This window comes from Parafilimonas sp., from assembly GCF_047606085.1.
Taxonomy (GTDB): domain Bacteria; phylum Bacteroidota; class Bacteroidia; order Chitinophagales; family Chitinophagaceae; genus Parafilimonas.
The window spans coordinates 55,251-75,906 of record NZ_JASGEX010000056.1; the positions used below are offsets into that span (position 1 = coordinate 55,251).

The 20,656-nt window shown below is 40.9% G+C and carries 26 protein-coding genes; 16 read left to right on the top strand and 10 right to left on the bottom strand.

The annotated features are described in order from the left end of the window. Positions 1–140: 140 nt before the first annotated feature. From QM629_RS04895 to QM629_RS04905, 3 genes are all read right to left on the bottom strand, one after another. A complete protein-coding gene (locus tag QM629_RS04895) occupies positions 141–1,958 on the bottom strand; it encodes a glycoside hydrolase family 35 protein (RefSeq protein WP_415157776.1) in 1,818 nt (605 codons plus the stop codon). A 152-nt stretch (positions 1,959–2,110) separates the two neighbouring features. Beyond that, a complete protein-coding gene (bshB1, locus tag QM629_RS04900) occupies positions 2,111–2,839 on the bottom strand; it encodes a bacillithiol biosynthesis deacetylase BshB1 (RefSeq protein WP_415157779.1) in 729 nt (242 codons plus the stop codon). A gap of 417 nt (positions 2,840–3,256) precedes the next feature. Beyond that, a complete protein-coding gene (locus QM629_RS04905) occupies positions 3,257–4,636 on the bottom strand; it encodes an alpha-L-fucosidase (protein ID WP_415157781.1) in 1,380 nt (459 codons plus the stop codon). A 636-nt stretch (positions 4,637–5,272) separates the two neighbouring features. On the opposite strand from QM629_RS04905, the gene QM629_RS04910 reads away from it, so the two are divergent. Next, positions 5,273–5,959, top strand: a complete 687-nt coding sequence (locus QM629_RS04910; protein ID WP_415157783.1) for an SIR2 family NAD-dependent protein deacylase — start codon at positions 5,273–5,275, stop codon at positions 5,957–5,959. Between the two features lie 72 nt (positions 5,960–6,031). Here the strand turns inward: QM629_RS04910 and QM629_RS04915 are convergent, their stop codons facing one another. From QM629_RS04915 to QM629_RS04940, 6 genes are all read right to left on the bottom strand, one after another. Further along, on the bottom strand, positions 6,032–6,229 hold the full coding sequence (locus tag QM629_RS04915; protein ID WP_415157785.1) for a hypothetical protein: 198 nt from the start codon (positions 6,227–6,229) through the stop codon (positions 6,032–6,034). Between the two features lie 195 nt (positions 6,230–6,424). Beyond that, positions 6,425–7,120: a 4'-phosphopantetheinyl transferase superfamily protein gene (locus QM629_RS04920; RefSeq protein ID WP_415157787.1), complete on the bottom strand. Its 696-nt coding sequence runs from the start codon at positions 7,118–7,120 to the stop codon at positions 6,425–6,427. Further along, positions 7,107–7,364, bottom strand: a complete 258-nt coding sequence (locus QM629_RS04925) for an acyl carrier protein (RefSeq protein WP_415157789.1) — start codon at positions 7,362–7,364, stop codon at positions 7,107–7,109. The genes QM629_RS04920 and QM629_RS04925 overlap by 14 nt, the downstream gene beginning before the upstream one ends. After that, positions 7,364–8,635: a beta-ketoacyl-[acyl-carrier-protein] synthase family protein gene (locus QM629_RS04930; protein WP_415157791.1), complete on the bottom strand. Its 1,272-nt coding sequence runs from the start codon at positions 8,633–8,635 to the stop codon at positions 7,364–7,366. The genes QM629_RS04925 and QM629_RS04930 overlap by 1 nt, the downstream gene beginning before the upstream one ends. Continuing rightward, a complete protein-coding gene (locus QM629_RS04935) occupies positions 8,632–9,081 on the bottom strand; it encodes a 3-hydroxyacyl-ACP dehydratase FabZ family protein (RefSeq protein ID WP_415157793.1) in 450 nt (149 codons plus the stop codon). Before QM629_RS04935 ends, QM629_RS04930 begins: the two co-directional genes overlap by 4 nt. A gap of 10 nt (positions 9,082–9,091) precedes the next feature. After that, on the bottom strand, positions 9,092–9,916 hold the full coding sequence (locus QM629_RS04940; protein ID WP_415157795.1) for an SDR family oxidoreductase: 825 nt from the start codon (positions 9,914–9,916) through the stop codon (positions 9,092–9,094). Between the two features lie 204 nt (positions 9,917–10,120). Between QM629_RS04940 and QM629_RS04945 the strand changes: the two genes are divergently transcribed. The 13 genes from QM629_RS04945 to QM629_RS05005 all read left to right on the top strand — a co-directional run bounded on the left by QM629_RS04945 (position 10,121) and on the right by QM629_RS05005 (position 18,326). Next, positions 10,121–10,429, top strand: a complete 309-nt coding sequence (locus tag QM629_RS04945) for a helix-turn-helix domain-containing protein (protein WP_415157797.1) — start codon at positions 10,121–10,123, stop codon at positions 10,427–10,429. Positions 10,430–10,665: 236 nt separating this feature from the next. Next, positions 10,666–11,043 (top strand): GxxExxY protein, encoded by a 378-nt coding sequence (locus QM629_RS04950; protein WP_415157799.1) that lies wholly within the window; start codon positions 10,666–10,668, stop codon positions 11,041–11,043. Between the two features lie 49 nt (positions 11,044–11,092). Next, complete coding sequence (locus QM629_RS04955; RefSeq protein ID WP_415157801.1) at positions 11,093–11,344, top strand: hypothetical protein; 252 nt, start codon at positions 11,093–11,095, stop codon at positions 11,342–11,344. Positions 11,345–11,390: 46 nt separating this feature from the next. Further along, positions 11,391–11,876 (top strand): hypothetical protein, encoded by a 486-nt coding sequence (locus QM629_RS04960; protein WP_415157803.1) that lies wholly within the window; start codon positions 11,391–11,393, stop codon positions 11,874–11,876. Beyond that, positions 11,876–12,775, top strand: a complete 900-nt coding sequence (locus QM629_RS04965; protein WP_415157805.1) for a hypothetical protein — start codon at positions 11,876–11,878, stop codon at positions 12,773–12,775. Before QM629_RS04960 ends, QM629_RS04965 begins: the two co-directional genes overlap by 1 nt. Positions 12,776–12,777: 2 nt before the next feature. Then, positions 12,778–13,926, top strand: a complete 1,149-nt coding sequence (locus tag QM629_RS04970) for a beta-ketoacyl-ACP synthase III (RefSeq protein WP_415157807.1) — start codon at positions 12,778–12,780, stop codon at positions 13,924–13,926. A gap of 40 nt (positions 13,927–13,966) precedes the next feature. Beyond that, positions 13,967–14,212 (top strand): type II toxin-antitoxin system HicB family antitoxin, encoded by a 246-nt coding sequence (locus QM629_RS04975; RefSeq protein ID WP_415157809.1) that lies wholly within the window; start codon positions 13,967–13,969, stop codon positions 14,210–14,212. Beyond that, positions 14,209–14,427, top strand: a complete 219-nt coding sequence (locus QM629_RS04980) for a type II toxin-antitoxin system HicA family toxin (protein ID WP_415157811.1) — start codon at positions 14,209–14,211, stop codon at positions 14,425–14,427. The genes QM629_RS04975 and QM629_RS04980 overlap by 4 nt, the downstream gene beginning before the upstream one ends. Before the next feature lie 32 nt (positions 14,428–14,459). Next, the gene (locus tag QM629_RS04985; RefSeq protein ID WP_415157813.1) at positions 14,460–14,867 is read left to right on the top strand and encodes a hypothetical protein; all 408 of its coding nucleotides are present in this window, start codon (positions 14,460–14,462) and stop codon (positions 14,865–14,867) included. Next, complete coding sequence (locus QM629_RS04990) at positions 14,857–15,876, top strand: BtrH N-terminal domain-containing protein (protein WP_415157815.1); 1,020 nt, start codon at positions 14,857–14,859, stop codon at positions 15,874–15,876. The genes QM629_RS04985 and QM629_RS04990 overlap by 11 nt, the downstream gene beginning before the upstream one ends. After that, positions 15,873–16,613 (top strand): ABC transporter ATP-binding protein, encoded by a 741-nt coding sequence (locus QM629_RS04995; RefSeq protein WP_415157817.1) that lies wholly within the window; start codon positions 15,873–15,875, stop codon positions 16,611–16,613. The genes QM629_RS04990 and QM629_RS04995 overlap by 4 nt, the downstream gene beginning before the upstream one ends. A gap of 171 nt (positions 16,614–16,784) precedes the next feature. Continuing rightward, positions 16,785–18,062, top strand: coding sequence for an ABC transporter permease (locus QM629_RS05000; RefSeq protein WP_415157819.1), 1,278 nt, complete (start codon positions 16,785–16,787; stop codon positions 18,060–18,062). After that, positions 18,063–18,326, top strand: coding sequence for a phosphopantetheine-binding protein (locus QM629_RS05005; RefSeq protein ID WP_415157821.1), 264 nt, complete (start codon positions 18,063–18,065; stop codon positions 18,324–18,326). It begins immediately after the preceding gene. Between the two features lie 696 nt (positions 18,327–19,022). Here the strand turns inward: QM629_RS05005 and QM629_RS05010 are convergent. Then, complete coding sequence (locus QM629_RS05010; RefSeq protein WP_415157823.1) at positions 19,023–19,703, bottom strand: ArsR/SmtB family transcription factor; 681 nt, start codon at positions 19,701–19,703, stop codon at positions 19,023–19,025. Positions 19,704–19,764: 61 nt separating this feature from the next. Between QM629_RS05010 and QM629_RS05015 the strand changes: the two genes are divergently transcribed. After that, on the top strand, positions 19,765–20,235 hold the full coding sequence (locus tag QM629_RS05015; RefSeq protein WP_415157825.1) for a heme-binding beta-barrel domain-containing protein: 471 nt from the start codon (positions 19,765–19,767) through the stop codon (positions 20,233–20,235). A gap of 10 nt (positions 20,236–20,245) precedes the next feature. After that, entirely contained in the window at positions 20,246–20,626 is a 381-nt protein-coding gene (locus QM629_RS05020) for a Rid family detoxifying hydrolase (RefSeq protein ID WP_415157827.1), read from the top strand. Positions 20,627–20,656: the final 30 nt, after the last annotated feature.

The window sequence follows — 20,656 nt, forward strand, 5'->3', positions numbered from 1 at the left end:
CTCAATATTCAATAATACAACGATCCCCGCCTGCCGGACGGGCAGGAATGCTTAGCAAAATGAATATTGAATATTGATGACTGAATATTTCAAAAATTAAACCTTAAGTAAACATTATTGGTTGACATTTGACGAATAAATTAATTCAACGTTTTCACGCCGCTTACATCCGCCGCTTCTTCCTGCAATAAATCAAACACCACAATTTCATTCTCCCCTTTCTTCAGCCACGATGCCGGGCAATATAAACTATGCTGCGGGCCAACACTCCAATATCTTCCGAGATTATGACCGTTCACATACACATTGCCTTTTGTATATTGGCTCATATCAAAATACGTATCGCCGGCTGCGCTTAAATTGAATTTGCCTTTAAAGAACAAGCCTTTTGCCGGGCCATCAAGAGATGTTTGTTTTACGGATACAATGAACTTATCATCCAAAGGCAAAGGATAGATCTGCCAGTTCATCAGCGTCATGCCGTTTAAAGTAACACGGTCGGTAATACCTTTGCGGTCTATCATGTACTGTGCGAAATTGATGTGGCCCATGCCTTCCATCAATATATCCAGCACCGGGTTTTTACTATCCGTTTTCGGAAGTTTTACGCTCCATTTGCCGCCTTCGCGAAAAATGGTATCAATAAATTTTCCATCTAAAAATATCAGTGCATAATCATGTGGCTCGGTAATGGTAAGCGTGCCGCTTTTATGGCCGGTTAAAGTTGTTCTGTACAACATGCAGCCCTGGTTCTGATCAAAATCTTCAAACGGTTTTGGCTGCGGCGATTGTATGGGCGATGGCAGCATATTCCAGATACTGGCAAATTTTTCCATCTTTATAGCCGGTATTTCAATAGTGGGGATTGCAGCAGGAACAGGAGGAATTTTATAGCTTACATACTGGCTGATGAGATTACGCAATGCATAATATTTAGGCGTTGCCCGGCCTTGTTCATTTATCGGCGCATCATAATCATAACTTGTAATATCAGGCTGATAAGCCGTTGGGCTGAATGCGTTGGCGCCTGCCGTAAAGCCAAAATTGGTGCCGCCATGAATTACATAGAGGTTGAATGATTTTTTATTATCGAGCAGCCATTTTACTTCTTTTACAATAGAAGCCGTATCCACCTTTGCCCATTTCTCGCCCCAGTGTGTAAGCCAGCCGGGATAGGTTTCACTGCTGAATGCCGGCACATCGGGATTATGTTTTTTGGCTTCATCAAAATCAGCATCGCTGCCGCCGCTATCCAGGCCAATGGCTGCGCCTGAAACATTGCCGGCTTCAAGCATATAAGGCGTTGGGCCATCGGCGGTATAAAAAGGAACATTGATGCCATTATCCAGCCATAGCTTTCTTAATGTTTCAAGATAGGCTTCATCGTTGCCATAGCTGCCATATTCATTTTCCACCTGCACCATTAAAATGGGGCCGCCGCCGGAGCACTGCAATGGTGCCACTTCTTTTGCAAGCTGCTGCACATATTTCGTTACAGCATTCATATAGCGCGGGTCAAGGCAGCGGACTTTTATATCAGGTATTTTTAAAAGAGATGTTGGCAGGCCGCCGAAATCCCACTCGGCGCATACATACGGGCCGGGGCGCAGCAATACCCACATACCTTCTTCCTGGCATATCTTTATAAATTCAGCTATGTTATGATTACCTGTTTTGAAATCGAAAACGCCGGGCGAAGTTTCGTGGTAGTTCCAGAAAATATAAGCCGCAATGGTATTGCAGCCCATAGCCTTTGCCATCTGTATGCGCTGCCGCCAGTATGCATGCGGAATACGCGCCGGGTGCATTTCGCCGCTTATTATCTGATATGGTTTTCCATCGAGCAGGAATGCTTCTTTTCCAAGGCTGAATATATGCTTCTGCTGTGCCGATGCCGAAAAGGAAATAAGGGTTACAATAATGAGATAAACGGCTTTAAACAAATTTTTCTTCTGCATTGGTTTTGAAAATAAAGATGTATCAATAAAGCTTTGCAGGCATCGTTGTGAATTACCAAATTTAAAGCACAATGATGTAGATATGCATTTCAAACGTTTGCGCAAAAAAAGTTATGCATTATTTCAAGCTATTTAAACCTTTCATAACTACATCATGTTACCTGCTGTATAAATGCATCAAAGCTTTTAATGCCTATCATCTTTGTGGTTAAATATCCTTCGGCATATTTTACGCCTATGCGTTTGCCAAACATAAGCGCCCTTGCTCTTATAACATCTAAAAAATCAGGGTTGGAAATATAGGTCTCCGGCTCGCTGGCATCAGTTGTATTGAACTGCGTTGTATAGCACAACACCGCTTTTATTTTTTGCTCGTAGGCATCAGAAATATCAAACAGAAAATCAGGCTTTAAATAACGGTCCTGTATGTAATGAAAAATATAGGATGGCCGCCAGTGCGCCTGTTCTTTGCCTTCATATTCCGTTTTAATTTTCCGCAGGCCGGAAAGAAAAGCCGCATCGGCAACCAGTTCCGAACTTCTGCCATGATCCGGGTGCCTGTCTTCCGGCGCATTGCACAAAACAATTTCAGGCCTGTACTTTCTTATGGCGGTTATTACCTTTCTTATATGCGCTTCATCCTTCTGAAAAAATCCATCGGCCATTGCAAGATTTTCCCTTGCATGAACGCCCATTGCTTTAGCAGCATTCGCAGCTTCAATATCGCGTGTTTCAGCCGTGCCGCGGGTACCCAGTTCACCGCGGGTAAGATCAACCACCGCTACTTTTTTTCCCTGCGCCACAGCGCTGATTAAAGTACCGGAACAGCCCAGTTCCACATCATCAGGATGCACGCCAAAAGCGAGTATGTCTGTTTTCATTCGTATGCTTTAAGTCATAAAAAAGAGGCATAGCCTCGAGAAAATATGGTAAAAACGGGTTTCAACCCGTTTGAGAAACCACCAAAATGCGTTGAGGGCCGCAGGCCCGTTACATTATGCACGTGCCGACGGCACTCATTTCTATAGAAACCCATCTATAGCCGCGCTAAAGCACGGCTTTACAAAATTGAATCGAGCCTATGGCTCTTTGCAAGAATATAGTTGCCTTTGCCTTGCGTTTCCATCCTGTCAAAAATAAATGAGAAAAAGCAAAGCTTTATTTTACATAGGAGTTCGGGACAACGATTTTTAATCAGCTTTAGCCCAAGTGCATCTGCCGATACTTAGGCTAAAGCCTTTTTATAGAACATTTCTTTAGTCCCAAGCCTGAAGGCTTGGGTTATCCTGAACGTACGTTTATTTTAATATCAGTTCCACCACAGGCACTTCATAAGGTGGCTTTGTTTCAGGAAGCTTCAATATTAAATCCGTACCATTAGCTGCTACTGTAAACGGCACTTCAGAATCGTCGTTCAAAAACTGCGCATAGGTGATTTTACCGTTATAACCGGGAAGCACATATTTTCCGTTTGCAGGATAATTAAAAAAATGCAGGTACAATTTTTTTGTTGCGGGATTGTATGTTAACCTTTCAGTAGAATCAGCCAGGTTATATTGATCCGGCGGATAAGTACAGTTATAAATGGCCTGGTTATTTTCATGCATCCAGTAAGCCAGGCTGTCCAAAGCCCTTGTGGCACGATAATCAAATTCTCCCCTCGCCGTTGGGCCCACATTCAAAATAAGGTTGCCGCCATTGGCTGTGGATGTAATCAATAAATCGAGCAATTGTTTCTGATCCTTCCAGGTATTTTCATCGCGGTAATATCCCCAGGAGCCGGAGAACGTTTGGCAGGTTTCCCAATATTTTCCTTTGTATTTCAGCAATTCCTTTGGCTTTACCTGTTCAGGCGTTACAAAATCGCCGCCATCGGCATAACCGTCATCCTCAAGCCCGAGGCGGTTGTTCACAATAATGCCGGGCTGTAATTTCCTCACCAGCTTTATTAAATTCATGGCATCCCAATCATCGGAATGCTTGCCATATTTATCATCGCGGCCCCATGTCCAGTCGAGCCAGAGAATATCTATTTTACCGTAATTGGTCAGCAGTTCCGTTATCTGGTCTTTAAGGTACTGCCTGTATTTATTCATGTCGCGGCCCTTATTCAATTTAGTATAAGCATCATCTTTTTGTTGTCCTTTTAAACTATCCGCCGGGCGTTGCGGATGCACATCATCCACTGTATAATCGGGATAATGCCAATCCAGTAAAGAATAATAAAATCCAATTCTGATACCCTCAGCACGAAAAGCATCCACAAACTCTTTTACAAGGTCGCGGTGCGCCTTGGTATTGGTTGCTTTATAATCAGTATATTTTGAATCGAACAGGCAGAACCCTTCGTGATGTTTTGTGGTGAGCACCGCATACTTCATGCCTGCGGCTTTTGCTTCCTTCGCCCATTTCTTTGGGTCAAATTCATCGGGATTAAAATTGTCAAAATATTTCCGGTAAGCTGAATCCGAAATCTTTTCATGGCTTTTTACCCACTCGTGGCGGGCAGGCAAAGCATATAATCCCCAATGAATGAACATGCCGAAACGTGCATCTGTCCACCATTTCAGGCGTTCAGTTTTTTGTTCGGTCGTTTCATTGAATATTTTTTTGTCCTGGGAGAAAGAGAACTGTGTTGCGAAGCAAACCAGGAACAGAGGCAGGAAATATTTTTTCATTCGTACAAGTTTGATTTTTCAGTTGTCTCATGCCCGCCTGACCGGCCAGTCGGGCAGGGAACCTCGCTATGTACCTGCCTCGCCTGCAGGCAGGCATTCCCCTCCCGAAGCAGGTTCGGGACAGGTTGTGTGAGAAAAATTATCATGCTCGGTTTCATCGTTACAACAATAATTGCGCTAAAAGTAATAAAAGAGTTTATTAACTAATGAATCTTCTTCAATACATCCGGCAAACAAAGGAATAAATATCTATGCGCCTTTAAGCGAAACGATTATTTAATTTTGACTTAATGTCGTTTAATAAAAACATCATTGTTGTCCGGCTAAAATATTTTCTCTTGGGCTAAAGCCCTTTATGGGCCTGCTTTTACTAACCCCAGACTTAAGTCTGGGGTTATATATCTGAAACCCTTGCACAATGGGCTTTAGCCCAAGTTATCCGGACAACAATGAAAAAAAATAATCAATAATCCCCGCCTGACCGAATCAGTCGGGCAGGAATGCTCAATATTCAATACTCATTTTTGCCGTCATTACAATTGAACATTCCCGCCCGTTTGGCAGGCGGGAATTATTGCGTATTGAATATTGAATGTTTAAATCTTAAATAAAGGCATTTGATTTTTATTGATGAATATGAAGAAGAATTTGGTGGTGCTTACCGGCGCCGGCATCAGCGCTGAAAGCGGTTTAAAAACTTTTCGCGACAGCAATGGTTTATGGAATGGCTATAATATTGAAGATGTAGCTACGCCGCGTGCCTGGAAAAAGAATAAACAATTAGTGCTTGATTTTTATAACCTGCGCCGCCGCGATGTGTTAAAGGCTGAGCCTAATGCGGCGCACTTTGGTTTGGCTGAACTGGAAAAAGATTTTGATGTACATATCATCACCCAAAATATTGATGATCTGCATGAGCGGGCAGGCAGCACGAATGTTTTGCATTTGCACGGTGAAATATTTAAGATGCGCAGCGAGCTTGACGAAGCATTAATCTATGAAATAAGAAAAGATATTTTATTGGGCGATGTAGCAAAAGACGGCGCACAATTACGCCCGCATATTGTTTGGTTTGAAGAGCCAGTGCCCATGATAGAACGCGCTGCTGAAATTGCTTATACGGCTGATATTTTTGTTGTGATAGGCACATCGCTGGTGGTATATCCCGCTGCCGGTTTAATCAGCTATGCACCGCGAGCCGTACCGAAATTTATTATTGACAAGCATATTCCCTATTCTTCTTTGTATAATCTTGTAGCGATTGAAAAACCTGCAACGGAAGGCATTCAAGCACTAATACCATTATTAAGAGCATTAAAATAAAGAGTGCCCATGCTTACATTTGCTTATAACTATTCCTTTCGTACAATACACCAATTGTATGTTTGTTTAGCTTTACCAAATCGGAATAAGCTGTAAAATCATTATTGTTTTCTTCAGGGCTTTTTTGGTACCGATATTTAAAATGCTTCCCTGATTTACCGGGTCAATAAGGGTTTCATCAAAATATGTTGTGTCCCAGGTTGCGCCGCCATCGCTGCTGATGGAAACAATTCTTGCTTTCACATTTCCGCTTTGGTTGCGGCTGTTCATCAGTAAATTTATTATTGCTCCACTGTGCCGGCCTGACGCTTTTAAGCGTCTGACCGCGTTTACCTCATACCCTTTATTTTGCACGTGCCAAATTGATTATAACGGATCGGAAGCCAGGATAACTTGTGGCAATAAATCTTGTAAGTAAATCGCTTGTTTCCCTGTTATAATAATCGCATAAAACAGCTCATGCGATTAAACAGTATCAATACCTGTGCGCATTGTTTTATTATTGGGCAACAATAATGCATACGCTACAAAAGCATCATCATGTGTAAACGAAACCGGTATTTGAGGGAATTGATTGACATAAGGAATACCTGTGGATGTTTTTAAAACTTCATAGTTATGGCTGCCATACAGTGAACTGAGCTTTTGCAATAAAGACTTCCGCACTTCAGCCGACTGTTTTTTGCGATTCACTCCATCAATTTTTTTTACGCCCCAATGAACATTTTCATAATCTCCCTTACCGGCTGTGATGGTATGGATAAACGCCGTTGTGATAACTGACCAGGAATAATATTTTTCTGCATTAACAATGGCCACGCTTGAATAGCAAAATCCGGCCGGTATAAAATTACTTTCCGGCAAAGTATCCTTTTGGAAAAAAGAAGACGGAGTAGCAGAAGGATTTATTTCCTGCAGTTGTATTTTCCAGCCGCCCCGCAATAGTTCAGGCTGCAATCTTTTCTGAAATTTATATACAGATTCTTTTATGCTCCAGCAAAGCCATACGAACTGCACAAATGGAATGGCAAAGCCATTCTTATCAAAAAGCGCCAGTTCTTCGCTGGTAAGAAATTTGGAATAAAAACACGGGTTGCAGGCCCTTTGAATGTCTGTATTGGTTAAAGCAATGATATCGTTACCAATACTATTTTTTCTCATTTATTTTTTCCTGTATAACATCTACACAACTGCCAACATCACGAATCCTTTCGGCGGCATCCATATCTATTTCAATATCATATTTTTCCTCTGCTTCAATAATAATATCAACCAGGTTAGCTGAATTTATTTTAAGATCATTTACAAAATCGGTTTCCGGGGTAATAGAGTTAAGCATTTCTTTATCCGGGGTATAATATGCCAAAACTTTTTTTAATTCCTCTAAAATATCTTCTCGCGTCATTATTTTTTAAATTTTGAAAAAATTAAACAGGCATTTACATCGCCAAACCCAAAGTTAGCTTTAGCTGCAATATTAATTTCTTTATTTATTTTTTTTGTTGGTAAAACGTTTGCACTTACTATATCCGTTATTTCAGGATTTGGATCTTCGAGGTTAATGTTGGGATGCACAAAACCATGCATGAGCTGCAATATTACAGCCACACTTTCTATGGAACCGGCAGCGCTTAAACAATGCCCTATCATGGATTTAAGTGAGTTGATAAGCGGGAAGTTGTCTCCTCTCCTGTTCAGCACTTTGCTCCAGTTTTCAATTTCCATTTTATCGGCCATGGTTGCCGTTAAATGCCCGCTGATCATATTAATACCGGCAGGGTCAACCGCAGCATTTATCAAAGCATCAGTTATGCAGCGAACAATACCTTCACTGTTGGGCGCTGTCATCGAACCGCCTTTTTTCTGTCCGCCCGAATTGGTAGCGCCGCCCAGCACTTCGGCATAAATAGTGGCATTGCGTGCCAGCGCAAAATCCAGGTCTTCCAGCACCAATGCCGCAGCGCCGGAACCAGGCACAAAACCACAGGCTGTTGCGCTCATGGGCCTGGATGCCCTTTCCGGCTCATCATTGAATTTTCTTCCGAGAATACGCATGGCATCAAAAGCTGCAAAAACATAACTGTCTATATATTCATTGCTGCCCACCAGCATGCGTTTGGCCGTTCCGTTTTTAATATATTCATAACCCATTAAAATAGCCTGCGATCCGGTAGCGCAGGCGGCCGAATTGGTAATGATCCTGTTGCCAATGCCGAGCAGGCCGGTTATGTTGGCGGTGGCGCCGCTGTTCATTAACTGCTCTACCACTTTTGAGCCGAGTTTGCGGGATTGTTTTATATCAACATGCGTAATTACCCGTTTCATTATTTCCATATCGGCAAGGCTGTTGCCAAACACGCACCCGGTCTCCCAGTGTATTTCACCGGTATTAATGGAATTGCCTGCGTCCACCCAGGCATCGGCGGCAGCCTTAATGGCATAACCGATGGTGCTGCCCTTTAAACCGTGAAAGGCTACTTCTGAAAGGTAATTTTTAAGCTCGTCAAACTGAAAATCAGGAACACCGCAAACCTGGCAGTTAAAATTCAGTTCCCGGAAATGCGGCATGAATTTCAATCCTGAAACACCATTTTGAATCGCATGCAAAAAAGCCGGAACGCCAACGCCGTTTGGCGCTACAACCCCCATTCCTGTAACTACAACGCGTTTACTCATAGCGGGTTATTATTAACCATCATTCCTGAAAATATTCCTCCTGCAACCGTTTCATTTTTTTCATTCACCATTTCTATCGTGCATTTTAACTTATTAAAACGAAAATATTGTTTTTTAGATACAACCTTTAGCTTTTCGCCGGGCAGCACCATTTTATAGAAATCAACCTGGCTCGATGTAAGCAAAGGGATTATGTTTTCGCCGGTGGATGAAGGTTCTTTCATCAGTAAATAAACGCCTAACACCACCACGCCTATCTGCGCCATTATTTCTGTAAGAATTACGCCGGGTGTAACCGGGTTGCCGGGAAAATGATCTTCATAAAAGAAAGCATCCGGCTGCAAAGTGTATTCGCCAACAACGCCGTTTTCATCCAGTGAAAGGATGGTATCAACAAAACGGAAGGATGATTTATATGGAAGCTGGTCTAAAACTTCTTCGTACATATTTTCTGTTTTACAGGCAGTGCTCCCCTCCGTCCACATGAATTACAGCGCCGTTTATCCATGATGCTTCGGGCATGCATAAAAGATAAATTACATCCGCCACATCTTTTGGTGTGGTCATTCTGCCTAAAGGATTTGATTGCTGTGCGTGTTGCACCAGTTTGTCATTGCCTGCAATCTTCTTTAAAGAAGGTGTTTCGGCTATACCGGCTTCAATAAGGTTGGTTTTAATGTTCAGTTTGCCAAATTCAACCGCCATATAAGTTGCAAGGCTTTGCAGCGATGCCTTGGCTATGGAAACAGCAGCATAGCTTTCCCAATATTTATGAGCGCCGGCGCTGGTTAAACCAATAATGCGGGCCTCTTCACAAAACAGGTTGATATCAAAAAGCAGGCGCGCCCAATCGAGCAGGCTGTTGCCCATTGCATAGCTTGTGTAAGCAATATCATCGGTGGTGATGGCTTCTTTTTCATCTGCCGCCACAACAGGTTTTAAATTACCGCGGGCAACAGAATGCAGCAATAATTTCACAGTATGTGCATTTATTTTTCCGGCGCAGGCATCCACAAATTTTTGCCGGCCGCTTTCTTCCAATACATTAATATTAAAAGGAAGGATGGTTACATTATGGGTTGCAGCAATCTTTTCAAAACCCTGTCTAACCGTTTTTTCTATGACAGCCGTTTCACGGTAAAGCACAGCTAAGTTCATACCGTGCGCAGCCAGTTTTTCAACTGCCGCCAGGCCAAACCCGCTGGAGCCGCCTAAGATCACTGCCCAAAGGCCCTGAAATTGTTTGTTATCCTGCAAAACAGATGATTGATTGGGGCGCAAATAACCGAAAAAAAAATTAATTTATGGGGAATGCGGGAAATACGGGCATTGGTGGAAAGTTATTCCTGCTGAAAGTTAAACCCCAAAAACACCCGCAGGCAAATAACTGTCAACATTTGTTGAAAACTTCCACAACCTGCATTTTGCTAAACAAAACAGCATTTATACATTTGACATTTTCTGTCAAGATAAAATCATTCAAAAATGGATAGTTTAGGTGCAACAATAAGAAAGCTGAGAGAAAACAAAGAACTGCCTTTGCGGACAGTTGCAGCGTATCTTGACATTGACCAGGCCATACTGAGCAAAATTGAAAGAGGGCAACGTAATGCAAGCCGTGAACAGGTGGTGAAACTTGCTGAATATTTTAAGGTAAAGGAAAGTGATTTATTGGTAGCATGGTTATCTGACAAAGTAGTGTATGAAGTAGAGGATGAGGAAGTAGCATTAAAGGCCTTGCAGGTAGCGGAAGAAAAGGTTAAATACATAACTAAAAACAAAGGAACTCTATGAGCCAAACATTGACTGGTTAAAGCAACATGCGCTAACATTGGACGGTGTACGTAATTTCCCGAAATATACAGGCAAGCAACGGTTGGCTTTTGCCCCGGCAAAATATGTTGACGATTATACATTACTGGAACACAGAATTGATTTTTGCCAATTGCCGTATGAAATTTACAGAATACAGAAATGAATGGCACGCAAAGGCGCAATGACGCAATGATGAAAATTAAAAACTTCAGAAAATGACAGAAAATGAACTTGCGAAAATTGTTGTTGGCCTTTGCCTGAAAATACACAGGATTTTAGGTCCGGGTTTGCTGGAATCGGTGTATGAAGAAGCACTTTGTTATGAACTAGCAAAAGCAGGGTTGCATTTTAAGAGGCAACAGGGCATATCGTTTATGTATGAAGAAGTTAAAATGGATTTAGGATTTCGTTCGGATGTTATTGTTGAAGACAAGCTAATGATTGAACTAAAATCGGTTGAAACGGTTGCACCTGTTCACTATAAAATATTGCTTACTTATTTGCGCCTTACGAATATAAAACTTGGACTTATGATTAATTTTAATGTTGAACTTATAAAAAACGGTATTAAACGAGTGGTTAATAATTTATAAAACATGGCGTCTTTGCGCCTTTGCGAGCAATTATGAAACCAAAGGCACATTGGAAATTGACGAGGCATTTTTTGCAAGGCAATTAAGCGATATAATACCTAATCCCTGGATTGCTTTTGATTTGGGGAAACAAGCCTTACAACTACTTTCAGAGAAGTACGATAAAGAAACTATTGCAGCCAATGCACCGGCCATATTTGGCAATACAAAGGCGAAGGATATTCAACGTAATTACCGCCATTCACATCCCACCCGGTTTAACATTCATTCAATAAACAATCATTTAAAGCAAGACGCTTAAAGTAAATTTGCCCGGTTTTGACAGTATCTGAATTAAATAGGCAGTTATGAAAACGTTTATATACGTATTGTTGTTTATTACGGGCTTTTTTCAAAAAGAAGCCATCAATACAAAAGACTTAAACAGGCAGGCGTTTTACAACGCCGTAAAATCTGAATCGCTTAAAGCTATTGATGAGCAAATTGCCGCTGTGCAAGCCTCCGGCCTGAAAGATAAAGATGCTTTTGAAGGAACGCTTTTAATGAAAAAAGCCGGGCTTGTAAAGGGCTCCAAAAATAAACTTGATCTTTTTAAAGACGGGCGCATTAAACTGGAAACGGCTATACAAAACGACAACTCAAATACCGAATACCGTTTTATGCGGCTGATAATACAGGAACATGCGCCTAAAATTGTAAAATACAGGGATGAACTGGCAGCAGACGCTGCCTTTATTGAAAAAAATTTTAGAAATTTATCGCCCGGGTTACAAAATATTATTATTGACTACAGTAAAGAATCAAAAACACTAAAAACAACCAATCTACAATAATGGGTAAAAAGATCCTGGCGATTTATTATTCGCAAACCGGCCAGTTAAAAGAGATCATCGCCAATTTTTGCAAGCCATTAATTGAGGCGGGCCATGACATTGATGAAGTACAAATTCACATGCAGCATGAATTTCCTTTTCCCTGGGCGACAAAAAGTTTTTTCAGCGTAATGCCCGATTGTGTATTGGCCAAACCTGCACCGCTGCAGCCTTTCAGCTTACAATACGACAAATATGATTTGATCGTTTTAGGTTACCAGCCCTGGTTTTTATCAGCCAGCATTCCTTTTAATTCTTTAATGCACGATGAAAGTTTTTTGAAAGTGATTGCCAACACACCTGTTATAACCATTACCGGTGTAAGAAACATGTGGACGAATGCTTTTGAAAAAATAAAGCTGATGCTCATCAATGCAAAAGCCAGGCATGTTGGCACCATAGCGTTGTTTGACAGGCACCTGAACCTCGTTAGCATCTTCACTATATTTCACTGGCTGGTTGGCGGCAGGAAGACCCGTTACCTTGGCTTCTTTCCTTTACCGGGCGTATCTGATAAAGACATTGCCCATACGGAAAACTTCGGAAAACTGGCATTGCCTTATCTTGAAAAAAATGAATGGAACGGGCTGCTGCAGGAATTTATTAATGTAAAAGCGGTTGACCCGAAATATCATTTAATGTTCATTGAAAGTAAGGCCGGCATCATGTTTAAGCTATGGGCAAACCATATCAGTAAAAAAGAGAATAAAAGCTTCTGGCTTGCTGCATTCAAATATTATCTTTTAATTGCGTTGTTTATAGCTGCGCCGGTTGTTTGGGTAATTAATACGCTCCTGTTTAAACCATTCTTATCCAAACATATCCGCAGGAAGAAGGAAATGCTTTTAAAACTGAATTGACCATGTTGCTGAACGAAGTTTATATTACAAACACCTCTTTATTTCTGCCTAACGAACCTGTAGCCAATGATGATATGGAATTGTATCTCGGGTACATTAATGGCAAGCCTTCCAAATCAAAAAAAATCGTACTTAGAAATAACGGTATAAAAACAAGGTATTACGCATTGGAAAAAGGCGGCAAAACCACGCATACCAATGCGCAAATGACTGCAGAAGCAGTGCGTGATTTATTTAAAGATGATCCCGGAAAATTAAAAGAAATTGATTTGCTTTCCTGCGGCACTTCTTCACCCGATCAGATGATGCCTTCGCATGGCGTAATGGTGCATGGCTGGCTGCCCGAAGCAGAAGCCATTGAAGTGGTTTCACCGTCTGGTGTTTGCTGCGCCGGCATGCATGCTTTTAAATATGCTTACCTTGCCGTTAAAGCAGGCGAAGTAGCCAATGCTGTGGCTGCAGGCTCTGAGCGGTTTTCCGCTTCATTAAGAGCCAATAATTTTGATGAAGAAGCGCATAAGCTGGAAGAGCTTAATAAAAATCCGTACATCAGTTTTGATAAAGAATTTTTAAGATGGATGCTGAGTGATGGAGCATCTGCTTTTTTATTAACCAATAAGCCTAATGATGGAGGTTTAAGCCTGCGCATTGACTGGATTGAAGGCGTTTCCTATGCCAACGAAATGGAAACCTGTATGTACATGGCCTGCGAAAAAGATGCGGATGGAACTGTACAAAGTTATCTTGAATTTTCACCGGAAGAGATCATGACTAAATCTATCCTGAGCATTAAACAGGATATTGCTTTGCTGAGCGATAATATTGTTCCACTGGGCGGCAGGAAACTGAAAAAGATATTTGACCGCGAAGGTTTAACAATTGAGGATATAGATTATTTTTTACCGCACATGTCGAGCGAATTTTTCAGGCCGAAGATTTACGATATCATGTCAGTATTTGGCAGCTACATACCTTATGAACGATGGTTTGTAAATTTAACCAGCCTGGGCAATGTGGGCGCTGCATCAGCTTATTTTATGGTGCATGAATTGTTTAAAAGCGGCAAATTAAAGAAGGGCGAAAAATTGCTGCTGCTGGTGCCGGAAAGCTCAAGGTTTTCGTATATGTATGCGTTGCTTACGGTATGTTAACAGGAAAGTTTAATTAATTAAAGTTGTTTAATTTTATTGCATGGCTGAGTTTACATATAAGATAAGATTACAAAAGGAACCAGAAGGCGGTTATACAGTAACTGTTCCGGCCCTTCCGGGTTGCGTAACGTATGGCGATGATGTGGATCATGCAATTGAAATGGCGAAAGAAGCAGTTGAATTATATATCGAAAGCCTTGTTCAGCATGGTGAAAAAATTCCAACAGAAAACAATACGCTGGAGTATTCTCTTCATGTTACACCTGATGTTCCCCAATTAGTATGAGCAAAACACCCTCATTAACACCTAAAGAACTTATTAAATTATTAGAGCAAAAGGGATTTGTTTTTGATCGTGCAAAAGGTTCGCATCAAGTTTATTTTCATAAGGAGAAAAAATTAAGGGTTGTTGTTCCAATGCATAATAAAGACCTGCCCGCAGGAACATTACATGCAATCTTAAAACAAGCGGATATTGATAAGAATGAACTGCTAAAATGAGAATTTATTTTGCCGCATAAAGCTGAACAAATATGAAAAAAGATGAAGTTCCGCAGGATTTGGGCGCACTTGGCAAACTCACCAAGGAAGTTTGCTATGCCACCGATGAGCATGGTAAATACACTACGGCATTAAGCAATGGCTGGGAAGTAAAAACCAATGCGCTTGATGTAACCTGGGAAAACATTCAGCATAAAGTGGAAGCGGCAAAAGCAAAAGTGTTAAACAACGAAGCAAGCCCCATCCTGTTTTTCATGGAAAAAAATATAATGGACCTTACTATTCTTTCAAGTTATACAGGCTTTTTTAAATGGCAGATAAAGCGTCATTTAAAACCTATTGTATTTAATAAATTATCAACCAAAAAATTGAATAAATACGCCGAAGTGTTTAATGTAAGTGTGGACGAATTAAAATCAATGGAGGCGCATGACCAGTAATTTTCATCACGCACAATCTGCGCATTGCGAAAGCGGTGTCACAAGAAATCTTCTGCAAAATACAGGTGTTACGCAAATCACAGAACCGCTGGTATTTGGTATGGGAGCAGGGTTGTTCTTTATCTATATTCCTTTTTTAAAAATAAGTGGTGGCCCGGCATTGGCATTCCGCTCTGTTCCCGGGATTATATTCAAAAGAACCTGCCATTCATTAGGTATTAAGATCATCAGGAAAAAATTTTCTTCAAAAGAAAAAGCAAAGGAAGATTTAGACCGGAAATTAAGCGAAGGCATGGCCATTGGTTGCCAGGTAGGCGTTTATTATTTGCCTTACTTTCCTAAAGAATACCGTTTTCATTTTAATGCGCATAATATTGTTGTGTTTGGAAAAGAAGATGGAAAATATTTGGTAAGCGATCCCATTATGGAATACCCGACTACGATGACGGAGTATGAACTGGAACGGGTGCGGTTTGCAAAGGGCGCTTTGGCGCCGCGGGGGCAAATCTATTATACCCTGGCAACCGAACCTGTAACAGAAGAAAGAATTAAACGTGCTATTATTAAAGGTATAAAGCTAAATGTATTTCACATGTTACAAATTCCCGGCTCCATTGCCGGTGTAAAAGGGATTGCTTTTCTTGGTAAAAGAATAAAAAAATGGCGTGATAAACTCGGGCCCGAAAAAGCCGGTTTATACCTGGCACAGGTGGTGCGCATGCAGGAAGAAATCGGCACCGGTGGTGGTGGTTTTCGCTACATGTATGGTGCTTTTTTACAGGAAGCGTATGCTTATTTTGGTAATGATGCCTTAATGAAATTATCTGAAGAATTTACCAAAGCGGGCGACCTCTGGCGTACAGCGGCCGTACAGGCTTCCGGTATTTATAAAGGCAGGCTTGGCTCGCAACAGGATTATAATATAATGGGCGATTACCTTGCCGAAATATCTGTAATTGAAAAAATGGCTTTTACCAAACTGGCCGCTGTAAACAAGCAATTGAAATGATACCGCCGGCTATACAAATAAGCAATCTCTGTTTTAAATACAGCGATCAGCAAAGCCTGTTTACCGGTTTGAATTTAACGGTGGAAGCAGGTGACCGCTTTGGCTTATTTGGCCCCAATGGCGCAGGTAAAACCAGCTTAATGAATTTGATGACAGGCCTCCTCCCCTATCATGAAGGCAGCATACAGTTGCTTGGCAATCCCATTCAAAAAAGTAATAAGAACGTAAAGAAGTTATTTGGTTTTGTACCGCAGGATTTTTCGTTTTATGAAGAACTTACGCCAAAAGAAAACCTTGAATTTTTTGGTGCCTGGAGTGGCCTCGGCAAACAGGAAATCAAACAACGCAGTAATGAATTATTTAAAATACTGGAGCTGGATGCCGTAAAAAACAAAGCCGTAAAAAAGTTTTCAGGTGGCATGAAACGCAAGGTGAATCTCGCCATCGGCGTAATACATAACCCCCGTTTATTATTTCTGGATGAGCCAACTGTTGGTGTTGATATTGAAACACGCCAGGAAATAATCAGTTATTTAAAAAGGTTGAATGAAAGCGGCACTACGCTTATTTATACTTCCCACCAGTTAAGCGAAGCGGAAGAATTATGCAATAAAATAGCGCTCATCAGCAATGGTAAAATAATTGCTTTTGATACGCTTGATAATTTATTGCAGGAACATGGAAAACAAGACCTGGAAGATTTATTTGTTCACTTAACCGGCAAGGCTTACGAATGAAACCGAGCATGATAATTTTTCTCACACAGGGGAATGTACATGGCGAGGTTCCATGAGACAACTGAAAAACAAATATGCACGAATGAAACCGAGCATGATATTTTTTTTATTCACAAGCAGAATGTACATGGCGAGGTTACATGAGACCATTAAAAAAACAGATATGCACGAATGAAATTGCTGGCCACCATACAAAAAGATGTGCGCATTTTGTTTCGCGATAAAACGGGTTTGCTGCTCATGTTTGCCATGCCGGTTTTATTAGTGCTTGTTGTAACCGGTATTCAAAACAGCAATTTTGATGTAACGCATAAAAGCACCCTTTCAATCAGTGTTTGTAATAAAGATACCGGCAGCCTAAGCCGTGAATTTATTGATGCGCTTGACTCAACCGGTTTATTCAATCTTTCTTTTTACAGGAATATAAATGAAGAACAACTGCGCCATGATATCTTAAAGAAAAACATGGCAGGCAGCATCATCATTAATGATGGGTTTTCGCAACAAATATTCGCAACCTCAAAACAAACGGCAGGTAAAGCCTTGCAATCGTTCGGGCTGGAAGGTGGTGATACAACAACAATCATTTCAAACCACAATAACCATTTAAAGTTCTACTATAATCCCGCCTTACAGCAATCGCTTAAAGCATCTGTAGAAGGCTCCGTATTAAGCGCTTTGCAAATAATACAAAGCCAGGAAGTATTAAAACAAATATACCTTGCCATTAACGAGGCACCGCTGCCTGATTCATTAAAAAGCCAGTTGCTTAAAAACAATATCGGCCTTGAAGCAATTCCTTTAACGGCCAATGAGCAGGCAACTAATCTTAACGCCACGCAGCATAACGTTCCTTCATGGACCATTTTTGCCATGTTCTTTGTGGTAATGTCTCTTGGAGCAGGTATTGTTCGTGAAAAACTTAGCGGCGCTTTTATACGTTTAAGAACATTGCCCACCAGCTATTACATCTCACTCTTGTCAAAACAAATTACCTACCTCGTTGTTACATTTATACAGGCTGTATTAATTTTTGCCATCGGCATTTTAATATTTCCGCATATAGGCTTGCCGGCTTTACAGTTACCCGGCGATGTTGCCGGTTTAATAATTGTTACGCTGGTGTGCGGCTGGTGTGCAGTGAGCTATGCATTATGTGTGGGCGTATTTGCCAGAACACAGGAGCAGGCAAGCGCATTCGGTTCTGTATCCGTTATCATACTTTCACTGATCGGCGGTTTAATGGTGCCCGATTTCATCATGCCGCAGGGCTTTAAAAGTTTAAGCAGCATTTCGCCATTGCACTGGTGCCTGCAGGCCTATTACGGTTTGTTTTTACAAAATGGCCGGCTTGGCAATATTGCCATGAATATTGTATTTATTATTATTATTGCAGTTGCTTTGCAACTAATCGCCTTGCTGCAATTAAAAAGAAAAAGACTTATTTAAATGGAAACTTCAGAATTGAAACTTCAGCTAAAAAAACAAATCATAGAGTTTTTAAACCTCACCGATCTTAAACCCGAAGACATTAAAGACGATGAAGAATTGTTTGGCGGCGGACTCGGCCTCGACTCGATTGATTCCCTCGAACTCATTGTATTGCTTAGCCGCGAATACGGCATCACTATTAAAGACCCCAAGGAAGGCCGCAAGGTGCTGGTTGATGTAAACACCATGGCTGATTATATTCAGCAGCACAGAACAAAATAAATTTTGGTGATTTTATTTAAAGACTGGCTCAGTCTCGCAGACTGAGCCAGTCTTTTTACCTCTCTGCAATTTAAAGGTTACTCTCCTGTACAGCATCGCCCCGGGCGGCTTTCATCAATCATTAATCAATGCATTTATTTAAAGTGCTATTTCTAAGAAGCTGTCTAAAATAGTTATTCAACATAATATGTTCCCGCAGATGGCACAGATAAACGCAGATTAAAAATATTTTTGAACAACTATCTGCGTAAATCCCCGAAACCTGCGGGCGAAAAATACAAATACAAAATCTCAGAAATCATTTTTAGACAGGTTTCTAAAATAATCAATATTCAATAATCATCTTGAGGTGCTACGGATTGAATATTTTGTCCGTAGCTCAAAGCTTGCAGCAATGAGCGCTTCAGCCATCCTCATTCAGGATACAACAATGATTTGCATTGAACGGCTACACAGTAAATGCGTTGGAATTTTTTGTGAAAGTTTAAAAAGCTAACCAGTGCATATTTCATTGTGCTATTGTTTTTGTTGTTTACACGTCGCAAAATTAGCAGGCAGGATAAGTTTAATTTATAGCTGCAATGAAAATTTCCTTATTACGTAAATCAGTTTATTGATTAAAAAAAGCCACGTATATATGCGAAAATAACTTCGCTGACAATTAAAAAACATGTTATACAATTAAAGATTACCTGCTTATTTAATCACTACTTTCAACCTGTTATACAACTGCTGCTGCCCTTTTGCTGTTACAATAACCACCCTTGAATTTTTCGTTGCGCGCAGCCAATCCTGTTGCAGCATTTTATTTAAAAACGCAGCAGCAAGAGAGCCGGCCATGTGGTAACGCCGTTCACTCCAGTCGAGGCAGGGTCTTAAAAAACTCCTGCGTTGCAACTGCAGTGAAGTTGCATCAATATGCAGTTCGTTAAACCATTGCCTGCCTTTTTTTGTAAGATTGAATTGATTATTCTTCAGCACAATTAATCTTTGCTGCAGCATGGCATCTGTTATGGCAACACCTGTTTTGCCGGCAAGATGATCGTAGCAGGTTCTGCATTGCTGTATGGGCGTAAGCACCGCAACAGGCTTCATCTTTTTTGATGCAGGCGGAATCAAAGTTGACAATGCTTCTACGGCATACGCAATTTCCTGCGTAGCATATTTATAATAACGATGCCGCCCCTGGTTCTCTGCTGCCAGCAAACCTGCGTTCATCAATTTAGATAAGTGCATGCTTATATTGGAAGCAGATGTTTCTGCCGCAATAGCCAATTCTGTCGCTGTAAATGCCTTTCCATCGAGCAACTCCCATAAAACGGTTGCACGCACCGGATCGCCGATTAATGAGGCAACCAGCTTAAAATCATCTTTCATAAACAACCACATTTCATTTTATACTGAAATGTTCCTGTTTAAAACTACTTTATTTTACCACATGAAAGAAACATTTACAGCACTCAGACAATTGCTTCAGGGCAAATGGGAAGGAGATGGTTATGCGAAATTTCCAACCATCACCAATACAGCCTATACAGAACATCTTGAATTTTTTGCTGATGATGATAAAGATGCCATCTTCTTCAACCAGAAAACATGGTATAAAAATGAAACAGGCAATAATGGCCGCACTGTTTTTTGGGACACTGGTTTTATCATCTTAAAAAACGATACAATTTTATTACACAGCGTACAGGTTGGCGGCCGTATAGAAATGCTCACATTAACAGCATCAACAGCCAATAAATTCATATTTAATACTACAGCCATTGTAAACGACATAAAAACAATACAGGCTCAAAGAATATTTTCAGTTGATGAACACCAACTGCAATATGAACTGAACATGGTAACACATGAAGCGATCTTTCAAAACCATCTTACAGCAAATCTTAGGAAAGTTCAATAAAGCAATTATTATGAAAACAGCAATCCACACTTCAAATGCGCCTGTGCCGATGGGACCTTTCAGCCAGGCAATTATAAAAGGCAATATGATTTTTGTGTCTGCCCAATTGGCAGGAGATATAACAACCGGGCAGCTTGTAATGCAAAATATACAGGCAGAAACAAACCAGGTAATGAAAAACCTGGAAGCTATTTTAAAGGAAGCCGGTGCCGGTTTCTGCGATGTTGTTAAAAGCAGCATCTTTTTAAAAAACATGAATGACTTTACGGTCATGAATGAAGTATACAGCTCCTATTTTGAAAAGCCTTATCCTGCAAGAGAAACCATACAGGTTGCAGACCTGCCCGCACATGTTAATATCGAAATATCAATGATAGCCATAAAGCCATAAAAACAATACCCCATTGTACATTAACAAGGA